Here is a 14,309-nt window from a genome sequence, read left to right as displayed (position 1 = left end):
TCGTAAAAGTTATATCTATTACATAAACCTTATCTTTGCAAAAATTTTTGCTATGTCTAAAAACGTAACTCCATATAAAGATTCTAAACTCACAAAGAAAAAGCAGGTTGAGCAAATGTTCGACACAATTTCTGAAAATTACGATGGTTTAAATCGTGTAATTTCTTTTGGGATCGATACTTCTTGGAGAAAAAAAGTAATTAAATTAGTTACCGACACCCATCCTAAAAATGCTTTAGATATTGCGACAGGAACCGGAGATCTAGCGATTAGCATGGCGCAAAATGGCATTCCGAAAGTGGTTGGTTTAGACCTTTCTGAAGGAATGTTAAGCGTAGGAAGAAAGAAAATTGAAGGTTCTTCGCTTTCTGATAAAATTGAAATGATACAAGGTGATTCTGAAAATTTACCTTTTGAAGATAATAGCTTCGACGCGATTACCGTAGCCTTTGGAGTAAGAAATTTTGAAACTTTAGAAAACGGACTTCAAGAAATTTACCGCGTATTAAAACCGGGAGGTATTTTTGTAGTTCTAGAAACTTCTGTTCCTACTAAATTTCCATTTAAACAAGGTTATCATATTCATTGTAAATACATCTTACCAACCATTGGTAAAGTATTCTCTAAAGATAAAGTTGCTTACAAATATTTAAGTGATAGTGCGGCTGTTTTTCCTTACGGAGAAAAATTCAACAATATTTTAAAGAAAATTGGGTTTATAAATACACAAGATAAGCCTCAAACTTTTGGTGTCGCTACCATTTACACGGCTTCAAAATAATTGTATGAAGAAAGTAATTTTAGTTTTAACCTTCTTACTAGGTTTTCAATACACTAACGCGCAACTTTTTACGAAAGAAAAAATAAAAAACCTTGAGAATTTCGATAAGAAAAGATGGTCTTGGGGTTACTTTTTGGGTTTTAATTCTTACGATTTTAAATTCGACTACAAAGAACATCCGACTAACGATATTCTTGTTGAAAAAAGCCTAGGGTTTAACGTGGGATTAATTGGTAATTTACGGCTGAACGATTATTTTGACTTACGATTAGAACCGGGCGTGGTTTTTTCTAATAGAAATTTAACCTATCCCGATATTCCGGAAGATGATAATTTTAGAGAAGTAAAATCTACTTATGTTCATATTCCGTTTCTTGTAAAATTTTCAACAAAAAGAATCAATAACTTTAAACCCTTTATTGTTGGCGGTGTTTCAACTTCTATCAACTTATCGAGTAACGAGAAAAACCCAGACGATAATAGCGCCGGTGAGTTTAGAATGATGCAAAGCACCTACTATTATGAAGTAGGTTTCGGGATAGACTTATACCTTTTCTTCTTTAAATTTAGTCCTTCGATACGTGGTGTTTTTGCGATTAATGATGAATTAAAACGTGACGTAGATCCCAACAGTCCTTACACGGGTAATATCGATCAAATGTCTACCCGCGGGATTTTTATAAACTTTACTTTTCAGTAAGATTAGCGACGTTTAAATTCGCTTAATAAAATCGCGGTAGCGGTAGCGACGTTTAGACTTTCGGTGTTTTTAGTTTCACCAAACTGCGGAATCGAAATTTGATGTTTGCTCAATTGCTTAATTTCATCTGAAATTCCGTTAGCTTCATTTCCCAATACTAAAATTCCTTTGGAAGAAAGTGAAGATTCATAAATATTTTCACCATTCATAAACGTGCCGAAAACAGGAAGATCGAGCTTCGAAATTTCTTCAGCTAAATCGCCATAAATCACTTCAACCCTAGCAATAGAACCCATTGTGGCTTGCACTACTTTTTCGTTATAACAATCGACCGTATCTTTAGAGCATAACAATTGCTTTACGCCAAACCAGTCACAAAGCCGAATGAGCGTTCCTAAATTTCCGGGATCTCGAACTCCATCTAAAGCCACGATAAAATCTTCGGTTATCGTTTGCTTTTTCTGAGGAATTTTAAACAAAGCCAAGGCTGTTTGAGCTGTAGCAAGTTTAGTAATTTTCTTTAGCTCGTTGGCTTCCAGAAGTTGCATTTTATTATTTTCAGTAAAAAAAAGATCAGCTTCAGAAAATAAACGCTCCAATTCAAAGTTAGAATTTAGCAGCTCTTTGATCACTTTTATACCTTCTGCCACAAACAATGCATTTTTTTGTCTGTATTTTTTTTGAGATAGGCTGTTTATTAACTTTATTTGGCCTTTGCTAAGCATAAAATGATGTATTTTTGAAATTTAATTTTTTTTATTTGAAATCTGTAACGACAAAAATATCATTTATTCTGTTGGTGCTGCTTATAATTTCTTGTAATGCGGTAAAAAAGGTTCAAGAAGATCAACATTTACTTACCGAGAATAAGATTTTTGTAAATGATGAAGAAATTAGCAAAAGACAAATTTTCGATCAATTATACCAAGAACCAAATGCGAAACTTCCGTTACTTGGTATTCCTTTAAAATTACATATTTACAACGCTGCCAATCCAAATCCCGACACTACTTTTTATAAATGGCTGCATAAAAAACCAAAACGAGAAAAGCGACTTATTAATTGGCTCTCTAAAAAGCAAGTTGAAAAAATAGGTCAATCGTATGTTGGTTTTCACGAATTTTTAGAAGATGCCGGTGAAGCTCCGGTAATCTTAAATAAAGAAAAGACCGAGCGTTCTGCCAGCCGACTAAAAGCTTGGTACTGGAACCACGGTTGGTTTAATGTAGAAACCGATTATAATATTGAAAAACTAGAAAATAAAAGAGCAAAAGTTGAATATCGCATAAAGCCGCACCAAGCGTACATTTTAGATTCAATATCTGAACGTATTGCTTCGCCACAAACAGACTCTGTTTATCAACAACATAAAGAAGAAAGTCTCGTTGTTAGCGGCGAGCAGTTTGAAACCGATAAATTTAACGCCGAACGTGATCGCATTGTAAGTTTATTTAGAAACAATGGTTTTTATCACTTCGAGCAAGAATACATTAGTTTTGATGCCGATACTATCGACACCAATCATAAAGTTAATATCGACTTAGTGATTGCCGATAGAAATATTCAAAAAGAAGATACTGCTTACACCGTTCCTTACCGAGCGCATTACATTAGCGATGTAAACATTTTTACAGATTATACATATTCTAATAAAGAACGATCGATCACAGATTCTGCAAGCTTTAAAGGATATACACTTTATAGTTTCGACAAATTAAAGTATAAACCCGAAGCAATAGCCGATGCGGTTTTTATTAAAAAAGGTGAGGTTTATCGAGATCTAGATCGATCACTTACTTATAGAAGAATGAATCAATTAGGGATTTTTAAATATCCCGATATTCAATATATGTCCGATCCTCGGGATTCAACAGGTACTCAATTAATCACGAATATTTTCCTTACCCCAAAAGAAAAATTTGGAGTCGATTTTAATTTTGATGTTTCTCGTAGTAACATACAAGATTTCGGGATCGGTTTTGGAGGTTCACTTTTAATACGAAATGTTTTTGGCGGCGCCGAAACTTTAGAAATTGGAGGTCGAGGTAGTATTGGTTCTTCAAACGATGCGGCCGATAGTGAAGACCGCTTTTTTAATATTTCAGAAATTGGAGCCGATGTAAATTTATCATTTCCAAAAATCGCATTCCCTATTAATACTGATGGAATCATCCCAAAATCGATGTTTCCATTCACAACAGTAAGTGCCGGTGTAAGTACACAGCAAAATATTGGTTTAGATAAACATAATGTTACCGGGAAATTTAATTACCGCTGGTATCCTAACGATGAGCTTACCCATCGTTTAGATTTAATCGATTTACAATATGTAAGAAACCTAAACTCCAGTAACTATTTTAATGTTTACCGAAATTCTTTCAGCAGGCTCAATAACATTGCGCAAAATAATTTTGACCAAGTAGAAAATTCATATTTTAACGAAGACAGTAATCCTAACGACGACAATCTTCCTAATTTAAGTATTCCCGATGGTGCACAGTCTTTTATTAGAGACTTTAATAATAACACTTATAATTTTTCTTCGGAAGAAAATCAGATCACCAGAAATATTATTGAGCGAAGAAATAGACTAACGCAAGACAATTTAATACTAGCCTCTAACTTCAGCTATATTAAAAACACCAAAGAAAATATTTACGATCAAGATTTTACGCAGTTTAGATTTAAAGTTGAAGCTGCCGGAAGCACCCTTTCACTTGTAGCTCCTCTTTTAAATCTTGATAAAAATGATAATGACAACTATAATCTTTTTGGGGTTGAATTCTCTCAATACGGAAAATTTGAAACCGATTTTATCAAACATTGGGATTTAGGTCAACAAAACATATTCGCCATTCGAGCCTTAGGTGGTATTGCCGTTCCGTACGGAAACTCTAACAGCATTCCTTTTGCGCGTAGCTTTTTTGCCGGTGGCGCAAACGATAACAGAGGTTGGCAAGCTTACGACCTAGGTCCCGGAAGCTCTGGCGGAATTAACGAGTTTAACGAAGCGAATATGAAAATCACACTCAATGCCGAGTATCGCTTCAACCTATTCGGGCAATTAAACAGTGCTGTTTTTGTAGATGCCGGTAACATTTGGAATGTTTTAGACAATGTTGAAGACGAGCGCTCTAGATTTACCTCTATTAAAGATTTTAGAGAAATTGCAGTAAGCTCTGGTTTAGGTTTACGCTACGACCTTAGCTTTTTTGTAATTCGTTTCGATGTTGGGTTTAAAACTTACAACCCCGCTTATAATCGACAAGAATGGTTTCAGCATTACAATTTTGCACACGCAGTTTATAATGTTGGAATTAATTATCCTTTCTAACCCATTTTATTTTATTAATTTTGTAAATCGTTTAATTAAAAAACTAATTCATGAGTCATAATATTAAGCCTGGTGTTGCTACCGGAAAAGAAGTACAAGAAATCTTTAACCACGCAAAAGAGAATGGTTATGCCCTTCCGGCAGTAAACGTAGTAGGTTCTAACACTATTAATGCAGTTTTAGAAACTGCGGCAGAGCTAAATTCACCTGTAATTCTTCAGTTTTCTAACGGAGGATCTGTTTTTAACGCTGGTAAAGGCCTTTCTAACGAAAACCAACAAGCAGCAATTTTAGGTGGTGTTGCCGGTGCAAAACACGTACACGATTTAGCAAAGGCTTACGGTGCAACAGTAATTTTACATACCGACCACTGTGCAAAAAAATTATTACCTTGGATTGACGGTTTATTAGATGCCGGTGAAAAATTTTACAAAGAGCACGGTAAACCATTATACAGCTCTCATATGATTGATTTAAGTGAAGAATCACTTGAAGAAAACATTGAAATCTGTAAAGAATACTTAGCTCGCATGAGCAAAATGGGTATGACTTTAGAAATTGAATTAGGGATTACCGGTGGTGAAGAAGATGGTGTAGACAATACCGATGTAGATTCATCTAAATTATACACTCAACCAGAAGAAGTAGCTTACGCTTATGAAGAGTTAAGCAAAGTAAGTGATCAATTTACAATTGCAGCTGCTTTTGGTAACGTTCACGGGGTTTACAAACCAGGAAACGTAAAATTAACTCCAAAAATTCTTAAAAATTCTCAAGAGTACATCACAGAAAAATATGATGTAGAAGAAAATCATATCGATTTTGTTTTTCACGGCGGAAGTGGTTCTACTGTTGAAGAAATTAGAGAAGCAATTGGTTACGGAGTAATTAAAATGAACATCGATACCGATTTACAATATGCTTTTGCAGAAGGTGTACGTGATTACATCCAAGAGCATAAAGATTATTTAGCGACACAAATTGGTAACCCAGATGGTGAAGATGTGCCTAACAAAAAATACTACGACCCAAGAAAATGGTTAAGAGAAGGAGAAATTACTTTTAAGAACAGACTTAAAAAAGCCTTCGAAGACTTAAACAACGTTAACAGTCTTTAATCAAATTCTATAAAACCTCATACAACCCAAATAACTATTTATGGCTTGGTTTAAAAGAACAAAAAAAGGAATTCAGACCGCTACCGAAGATAAAAAAGACGTCCCTAAAGGTCTTTGGTACAAATCTCCTACCGGAAAAATAGTTGACGCAGAGCAACTAGAAAAAAACTTTTATGTAAGTCCGGAAGATGGTTACCACGTTAGAATTGGTAGTAAAGAGTATTTCGAAATACTTTTTGACGATGCAAAATATAAAGAACTAGATAAAAACCTAACTGCTAAAGATCCTTTAAAGTTTGAAGATACCAAGAAGTATCCCGATCGTTTAAAAGATGCGCAAGAAAAAACAGGTTTAAAAGACGCCATTAGAACCGGCGTAGGAAAATCTAAAGGAAAAGACCTCGTTGTCGTTTGTATGGATTTTAGATTTGTAGGTGGTTCTATGGGTTCTGTAGTAGGTGAAAAAATAGCAAGAGCAGCAGATTATTGTATCGAGCATAAGCTACCATTGATGATTATTTCAAAATCTGGTGGCGCAAGAATGCAAGAAGCAGTTTACTCGTTAATGCAAATGGCAAAAACTTCAGTGAAGTTAGCGCAATTAGCAGAAGCTAAGTTACCTTACATCTCATTATGTACAGATCCTACAACCGGTGGGACAACGGCATCTTTTGCGATGTTAGGAGATATAAATATTTCTGAACCGGGAGCTTTAATTGGTTTTGCAGGACCACGTGTCGTAAAAGATACGACTGGTAAAGATTTACCGGAAGGTTTCCAACGTTCTGAGTTTTTATTAGAGCACGGTTTCTTAGACTTTATCACGCAACGAAAAGAGCTAAAAAATAAGATCAATCTTTATATAGATTTAATTTTAAATCAGCCTATTAGAGCGTAATAAAAATAATTCGAGTAAAGAAATTGTTTATTAAATAATAAATGTATCTTTGCCGCTTCGATAGAAAAACTATCGGTACATAATAATCATTGAAATAATATTGGAATGTATTTAACAAAAGAAGAAAAAGAACAATTGTTCGAAAAACACGGTAAAGGTAAAAACGATACCGGTTCAGCAGAAGGTCAAATCGCATTATTCACAAAAAGAATTGCGTATATTTCTGATCACTTGAAAACAAACAGAAAAGATTACAACTCTGAGCGTTCACTTGTAGCGCTAGTAGGTAAAAGAAGAAGCTTACTTGATTACTTAATGAAAAAAGATATTTTAAGATATCGTGCTATCGTTAAGGAATTAGGATTAAGAAAATAATATTAAAAGGGGCTTTACGCCCCTTTTTTTTATAAGATAAATTGTCACCCAAACAATAATTGGGTAGTTTTTCATTGGTCTATTAAACACACAACAACACAACCCAGACCGTCCGGTAAGACGGAAGACCATTGTTTAATAACACAAATTTTATGATTCCAAAAACATTTAAAGAGGTTATCGATTTAGGAGATGGAAGAAAAATCTCTATCGAAACCGGAAAATTAGCAAAACAAGCACATGGTTCTGTGGTTGTACAATCGGGTAAGTGTATGTTGCTTTGTACGTTAGTATCTAACTACAAACAAAGCGATGTTGACTTCTTACCATTAACTGTAGATTACCGTGAAAAATTTGCGGCTGCAGGACGTTACCCGGGTGGTTTCTTCAAAAGAGAAGCTAGACCAAGTGATGGTGAAGTATTAACGATGCGTTTAGTAGATCGTGTACTTCGACCACTTTTCCCAAAAGATTATCACGCAGAAACACAGATCATGATTCAGTTAATGTCTCATGACGAAGATGTAATGCCAGACGCAATGGCTGGTTTAGCAGCTTCAGCAGCTATTCAACTTTCAGACGCTCCTTTCGAGTGCCCAATTTCTGAAGCAAGAGTAGGTCGTGTAAATGGCGAATTAATCATTAACCCAACACGCGCACAGTTAGAAAATTCAGACATCGATATGATGATCGGAGCTTCTGCAGATTCTGTGATGATGGTTGAAGGCGAAATGAATGAAATTTCTGAAGAAGAAATGACAGAAGCCATCAAATTTGCACACGAACACATAAAAAAACAATGTGAAGCTCAAGTAAAATTAGCAGAAGCATTTGGTAAAAAAGAAACTCGTGAATATGATGGTGAAAGAGAAGATGAAGCACTTCAGCAGAAAATCCACGAAATGGCATACGATAAAGTTTATGCCGTAGCAAAAGCAGGATCTTCTAAAAAAGAACGTTCTACCGCTTTTGGTGAAATTAAAGAAGAAATTGCAAATAGCTTTTCTGAAGAAGAAAGAGAAGATTTCGGAGATTTAATTTCAAAATATTACTCTAAAGCAGAAAAAGCTGCCGTTCGCGATTTAACCTTAAATGAAGGTTTACGTTTAGATGGTAGAAAAACTGATGAGATTAGACCAATCTGGTGTGAAGTAGATTATTTACCGTCTACACACGGTTCTTCTATTTTCACTAGAGGAGAAACTCAGGCTTTAGCAACCGCAACATTAGGTACTTCTAGAGAAGCTAACCAAATTGATATGCCAAGTTTCGAAGGTGAAGAAACTTTTTACCTTCATTATAACTTCCCTCCTTTCTCAACAGGAGAAGCACGCCCAATTCGTGGTACTTCACGTAGAGAGGTTGGTCACGGTAACTTAGCACAAAGAGCTTTAAAAGGAATGATTCCTGAAGATTGCCCATATACAGTTCGTGTAGTTTCAGAAATTTTAGAATCTAACGGTTCTTCTTCTATGGCAACGGTTTGTGCCGGTACAATGGCATTAATGGATGCAGGTGTAAAAATTAAAAAACCGGTTTCTGGTATCGCCATGGGATTGATCTCTGATGCAGATTCTGGAAAATATGCTGTTCTTTCAGATATTTTAGGAGATGAAGATCACTTAGGTGATATGGATTTTAAAGTAACCGGAACAGAAGACGGGATCACGGCTTGCCAAATGGATATTAAAGTGAAAGGATTAAGCTACGAGATCTTAATTAAAGCTTTAAAACAAGCAAGAGAAGGAAGGCTTCATATCTTAGGTAAACTTACCGAAACGATCGAAGCTCCTCGTGAAGAAGTGAAAGGTCATGCTCCAAAAATGATCACTCGCAGAATTGCTAACGAATTTATAGGTGCTTTAATTGGTCCTGGCGGAAAAGTAATTCAGGAACTTCAGAAAGAAACAGGAACAGAAATCGTTATTAACGAAGATCCTGTAACTGAAGAAGGAATTGTGGAGATCTTAGGAACCGATCAAGAAGGTATCGATAAAGTAATGGCGAAGATCGATTCGATTACTTTTAAGCCTGAAAAAGGTAGTGTTTACGAAGTAAAAGTAATCAAGATTTTAGATTTTGGTGCAGTTGTAGAATATGTAGATGCTCCAGGAAACGAAGTTTTATTACACATTTCTGAACTTGCTTGGGAACGCACCAACAACGTTACCGATGTTGTAAATATGGGTGATGTTATTGATGTGAAATATTTTGGTGTAGATCCTAAAACTAGAAAAGAAAAAGTTTCTAGAAAGGCGCTTTTACCAAGACCACCAAGAGAAGATAAAAAAAGAGAGAACAATAACGAGAAGTAATTAATCTCTTTCAAGTGCATAAAAAGCTCCGAATAACTTCGGAGCTTTTTTTATTTTAAGATTTTTTTAACTGACATACTTACACTTTTCGACGTATTGGCAGTTATTAAAATTTTAAATTTTCATTACCAAATTAGATTATCTACACAATTTTATTAAAATAATGTCAAAGTATTAACTAATACACTAGTTAATTACTAATTTGCGGAGGGCTGTGAATTTAGTAGATTTTTAAGCATCTCTGCATAATCCTTGCACATTATAAAGCAAATAAATACTAAACCAAGAAATAAATAAAAATGAAAGTATTAGTAATTGGAGCAGGAAATATGGGGTTAACTTACGCAGAAGGAATGGTGAAATCATCACTTCTGGGAGAAAAAAACCTTCAGATATTCGATACTGATCCAGAAAAAATAATTGCTTTAAAAGAAGTTTCGCATTTCGATGTTTACGATAAATTAGAAGACTGCCTTCCTAAAGCAGACTTAGTTTTTATTGCTGTGAAACCTTATCACAGTGATGATTTATTCGAAAAGATGAAGCCAATGATTAATCAAAATCAAATCTTCATCTCATTAATGGCTGGTGTGACTATCGAATCAATCCAAGAGCGTTTAGGCGCAGAAAAAGTAGTGAGAACAATGCCTAACTTACCGGCACAAGTTGGTAAAGGAGTTACTTCTTATACCGAGTCTGATAAAGTTTCTAGAGTAGAATTATTAGCCATTAGAAATTTATTAGATACCACAGGAGAATCGATACACGTAGATACCCAAAAATTTATTGATGCTTCAACAGGAATCTCAGGTAGCGGACCTGCATATGTTTTCTACTTTATGAATTCTATGCTCGAAGCTGCTAAAAAAATGGGATTCTCTGAACACGATTCTAAAGTTTTAGTAAGCAATACTTTTGAAGGAGCCGTAGAGCTTTTCAACAAAAATGATTTATCGCCACAAACTTGGATGAACAGAGTTGCATCTAAAGGAGGTACCACAAGAGCTGCGTTAGACTCTATGGACGATAATAACGTGAAAGACCTTATAAAAGAGGCAGCCTATGCAGCTTTTAATAGAGCAATCGAATTAGGAGAAAAATAATTTTATTCATTATAAACCAATTATGGACGAGGATACAAAAAGAGTTGTAATTAAAGTTGGAACCAATGTAATGACCAACAAAGACAACCGAATTTTAGGCCCTGTATTAAAAGAGCTAGTAAGACAAATTGCAGAATTATACGAACGTGATATTATGACCGTTCTAGTTTCTTCTGGTTCTTCTATAGCAGGACAAGAAATACTTGGCGAATGTAAAATACAAGACAAATCGATTAGAAGACAAGTCTTTTCTGCCGTAGGACAACCAAGAATGATGCGACACTATTACAGCATTTTTCACGATTACGGTATGCGTTGCGCTCAAGTTCTAGCCACCAAAAGAGACTTCGATCCTGGTAAGCACAGAGAAAACATGATTAACTGTTACGAAGGTTTATTAGCCGAAGGGATTATCCCGATCGCTAATGAAGATGATGCCGTATCATTAACCATGTCTATGTTTTCTGATAATGATGAATTAGCAAGTTTAGTAGCCGAATTGATTAATGCCGATAAGCTAATTATTCTTACCGATATCGAAGGATTTTACACCGGTCACCCGGAAGATGAAAATTCAGAAAAACTGAATGAAGTAAAAGTAGATGAGAATGTTGAAAAATACGTTCAAACTTCAGACAAAGGTGAAGGCGAAGGCCGTGGCGGAATGGGTTCTAAATTAAAAATTGCCAAAGGAACCGCAAATAAAGATATACCTACCTACATCGCAAATGGTAAACGACACAATGTGATTTTAGATATTATTGACGGAAAAAATGTAGGAACAAAGTTTACCAACTAAGTAAATTTTAACAACTAAAAAACGAAACATGCAATTATTAGATTCAACAATAAAAGATAAAGTTTTAGACTCGATGATGAAAATTATCGATCGAGAACGTTCTAACATTATCGCTGAAAACAAAAAAGATCTTGACGCTTTTAACAAAGACGACCAAGCACTTTACGACCGATTAGTGGTAAATGAAGCTAAGGTTGATGGAATGATACAGGCGATTAAAGAAGTAAAAGAACAAGACGATCCTGTCGGTAAAGAAATTTCTGACAGAACTTTAGATAGCGGTTTAAAAATTATCAATAAAACCGCACCGTTTGGTACGATCATGATTATTTATGAATCTCGACCAGATGTAACCATTGAAGCTGCTGTATTAGCTTTTAAAGCCAATAATAAAATCTTTTTAAAAGGCGGTAAAGAAGCAAAAAACAGTAATATCATTCTTGAAAAATGTTGGCACGAAGCTTTAGAAGAAAACGGTCTAGCTAAAGACTGGATCGAGCTAATGCACACCAACAGAACAGAAACACAGGAGTTTTTACAAAATCCACCGGTACAATTAGACTTGATCGTACCAAGAGGTGGTGAGCGTTTAATTCAGTTTGTAAAAGATCACGCTAAATGTGCCGTATTGGTAAGTGGTCGTGGGAATAACTTTTTATATGTAGCAGAAGATGCCGATTGGGAAAAAGCAGTAAAAGTTATTTTTAATGCGAAAACAGATAAAATTTCAGGATGTAATGCATTAGATAAAGTATTTATCGATAAGAATATCCCAGCATACGAATCTAAACTTAAAGAGCTTCAGACTGTTTTAAAAGAAGCAAATGTAAAGATTCTTGTAGATGAAAAAGTTAGCGCTACACTTTCTAATGAAGAAAAAATACCAAGTGAAGATACATGGTACGAAGAATTTTTAGCATTAAAAATTGTACTTGCCGAAGCTGATGGTATTGACGGTGTTATCGAAAAAATTAATCAGTATTCTGGTGGTCACTCTGCTTGTATTATTACAGAAGATAAAGACAAAGCCGCTAAATTTATGGAGCAAATCGATAGTGCAGCGGTTTACCATAACGCTTCTACCCGATTTACCGATGGTGGTCAAATGGGAGTTGGCGCAGAGTTAGCCATAAGTACCGATAAGTTACATCACAGAGGTCCGTTAGGTCTTAAACAGTTAGTAACTAATAAATACTATGTTTACGGTGACGGTCACGTAAGAGTGTAAAAAATAAAACTATAATAAGTTTTCAAAAAGCCTGCTTTTTTTAAAAGCAGGCTTTTTTTTATTGATATTCATAAAAGAAATAAACCAAATTGTAAACCTCGTCAATTTTTTGCGACAAGTTGGGAGTTAAAATTAAACGCAAGTTTTTTTAAAGTTTTTGTAACCTTTTTTGAAGAACTTACGTATAACTAAATATAACACTCTTAAACATAATCTAGAGATCGTAAATGAGACAACTTAAAATTACGAAGCAGGTAACTAACAGAGAAACCGCTTCGCTAGACAAGTATTTACAAGAAATTGGTAAGGTAGATTTAATTACTGCAGACGAAGAAGTAGAATTAGCACAACGTATTAAAGCCGGTGATAACAGAGCTTTAGAAAAATTAACTCAAGCTAACTTACGTTTCGTAGTATCGGTTGCAAAACAATACCAAAACCAAGGCTTAACATTACCAGATCTTATTAACGAAGGTAACTTAGGGCTTATTAAAGCAGCAAAACGTTTTGATGAAACTAGGGGTTTCAAATTTATCTCTTATGCCGTTTGGTGGATTAGACAATCTATTCTTCAGGCATTAGCAGAACAATCTAGAATTGTACGTTTACCGCTTAACAAAATTGGTTCTATTAATAAAATTAATAAAACCTATGCATTTTTAGAGCAATCTAACGAAAGACCTCCTAGTGCAGAAGAGATTGCCAAAGAGTTAGACATGACCATTAACGACGTGAAAGAGTCTATGAAAAACTCTGGTCGCCACGTATCGATGGATGCTCCTTTAATTGAAGGTGAAGATTCTAATTTATATGACGTATTACGTTCAGGAGAATCTCCAAACCCAGATAAAGAACTATTACACGATTCTTTAAAAACAGAGATTGAACGTTCTTTAGAAACGCTAACTCCAAGAGAGGCAGATGTAATTCGCTTATATTTTGGTCTAGGTAATCAACACCCAATGACCTTAGAAGAAATTGGTGAAACTTTCGATTTAACACGTGAAAGAGTTAGACAAATTAAAGAAAAAGCTATACGAAGATTAAAACATACTTCTAGAAGTAAGATTTTAAAAACCTATTTAGGTTAAAAATTCGTAACTTTACCATAACAAACAGTAATTTCATAACTGTTCGTTTTTTGATTGATGAATGAAACCCCGGCTGATTACCGGGGTTTTTTTATTTTCACAACTTCTAATAACACCTATGCAATTATTTATATATATCTTACGTAACGAAGTTAACAGTATTTATTTATGAGATTAGCCATATGTTATGTTAGTAACTCTAACTTATACTTTACAGAAAAAGAAATTAAAGAGTTACTAATGGCCCTTGAAGAAGAGTACTAACTCCTAAACATAAAAGGCTTACTTTTATTTTCATACGGAAATTTTTTTCAGGTAATTGAAGGTGAAACTGCAAAAGTGAATAACCTATGGCAAAAAATAAAAAAAGACGATCGTCATAAAAGCATCATCAAGATCTTTGAAGAAAAAAAATAACAACTCCCTCATTTGATGGATTTCTTTGTGATTATATCTCTGAAGAAGAAAAATACCAATTCGATAATTTGAAAAGAATGTTCGATCAACTCAAATCTCTAGACGATAAACCTCGAGATACCGCCCAAGAAGTATTAAAACTTTTTCTAA

The 14,309-nt window shown here is 34.7% G+C and carries 13 protein-coding genes; 12 read left to right on the top strand and 1 reads right to left on the bottom strand.

Annotation, left to right across the window (positions count from 1 at the left end; genetic code table 11):
* The first annotated feature begins 52 nt into the window (after window positions 1-52).
* Together ubiE and porT are read left to right on the top strand one after the other, a co-directional pair.
* Window positions 53-781, top strand: coding sequence for a bifunctional demethylmenaquinone methyltransferase/2-methoxy-6-polyprenyl-1,4-benzoquinol methylase UbiE (gene ubiE / locus G551_RS0114050; RefSeq protein ID WP_027886153.1), 729 nt, complete (start codon window positions 53-55; stop codon window positions 779-781).
* Window positions 782-785: 4 nt separating this feature from the next.
* On the top strand, window positions 786-1,481 hold the full coding sequence (porT, locus tag G551_RS0114045) for a type IX secretion/gliding motility protein PorT/SprT (RefSeq protein WP_027886152.1): 696 nt from the start codon (window positions 786-788) through the stop codon (window positions 1,479-1,481).
* Between the two features lie 2 nt (window positions 1,482-1,483).
* Here the strand turns inward: porT and G551_RS0114040 are convergent, their stop codons facing one another.
* Window positions 1,484-2,206: a TrmH family RNA methyltransferase gene (locus tag G551_RS0114040; RefSeq protein ID WP_027886151.1), complete on the bottom strand. Its 723-nt coding sequence runs from the start codon at window positions 2,204-2,206 to the stop codon at window positions 1,484-1,486.
* A gap of 35 nt (window positions 2,207-2,241) precedes the next feature.
* Here G551_RS0114040 and tamL point away from each other — a divergent pair, with 35 nt between their 5' ends.
* The 10 genes from tamL (at window position 2,242) to G551_RS16995 (ending at window position 14,159) form a co-directional block, all read left to right on the top strand.
* Window positions 2,242-4,815, top strand: a complete 2,574-nt coding sequence (gene tamL / locus G551_RS0114035; RefSeq protein WP_027886150.1) for a translocation and assembly module lipoprotein TamL — start codon at window positions 2,242-2,244, stop codon at window positions 4,813-4,815.
* A 50-nt stretch (window positions 4,816-4,865) separates the two neighbouring features.
* Window positions 4,866-5,933, top strand: a complete 1,068-nt coding sequence (gene fbaA, locus G551_RS0114030; RefSeq protein ID WP_027886149.1) for a class II fructose-bisphosphate aldolase — start codon at window positions 4,866-4,868, stop codon at window positions 5,931-5,933.
* Between the two features lie 40 nt (window positions 5,934-5,973).
* Window positions 5,974-6,831: an acetyl-CoA carboxylase, carboxyltransferase subunit beta gene (gene accD, locus G551_RS0114025; protein WP_027886148.1), complete on the top strand. Its 858-nt coding sequence runs from the start codon at window positions 5,974-5,976 to the stop codon at window positions 6,829-6,831.
* Window positions 6,832-6,936: 105 nt separating this feature from the next.
* Window positions 6,937-7,206, top strand: coding sequence for a 30S ribosomal protein S15 (gene rpsO / locus G551_RS0114020; protein ID WP_027886147.1), 270 nt, complete (start codon window positions 6,937-6,939; stop codon window positions 7,204-7,206).
* Between the two features lie 152 nt (window positions 7,207-7,358).
* Entirely contained in the window at window positions 7,359-9,521 is a 2,163-nt protein-coding gene (locus G551_RS15990; RefSeq protein ID WP_036243972.1) for a polyribonucleotide nucleotidyltransferase, read from the top strand.
* Between the two features lie 299 nt (window positions 9,522-9,820).
* On the top strand, window positions 9,821-10,624 hold the full coding sequence (gene proC / locus G551_RS0114010) for a pyrroline-5-carboxylate reductase (protein WP_027886146.1): 804 nt from the start codon (window positions 9,821-9,823) through the stop codon (window positions 10,622-10,624).
* A gap of 22 nt (window positions 10,625-10,646) precedes the next feature.
* Window positions 10,647-11,423, top strand: a complete 777-nt coding sequence (gene proB / locus G551_RS0114005) for a glutamate 5-kinase (protein ID WP_027886145.1) — start codon at window positions 10,647-10,649, stop codon at window positions 11,421-11,423.
* 28 nt (window positions 11,424-11,451) lie between these two features.
* Window positions 11,452-12,651, top strand: coding sequence for a glutamate-5-semialdehyde dehydrogenase (locus tag G551_RS0114000; RefSeq protein WP_027886144.1), 1,200 nt, complete (start codon window positions 11,452-11,454; stop codon window positions 12,649-12,651).
* Window positions 12,652-12,878: 227 nt separating this feature from the next.
* Window positions 12,879-13,742 (top strand): sigma-70 family RNA polymerase sigma factor, encoded by an 864-nt coding sequence (locus G551_RS0113995; protein WP_027886143.1) that lies wholly within the window; start codon window positions 12,879-12,881, stop codon window positions 13,740-13,742.
* Window positions 13,743-14,015: 273 nt separating this feature from the next.
* Window positions 14,016-14,159, top strand: a complete 144-nt coding sequence (locus G551_RS16995) for a BLUF domain-containing protein (RefSeq protein WP_084626428.1) — start codon at window positions 14,016-14,018, stop codon at window positions 14,157-14,159.
* Window positions 14,160-14,309: the final 150 nt, after the last annotated feature.

This window comes from Mesonia mobilis DSM 19841 (assembly GCF_000423405.1).
Lineage (GTDB): Bacteria > Bacteroidota > Bacteroidia > Flavobacteriales > Flavobacteriaceae > Mesonia > Mesonia mobilis.
This window is presented reverse-complemented; position numbering and strand designations above follow the sequence as displayed.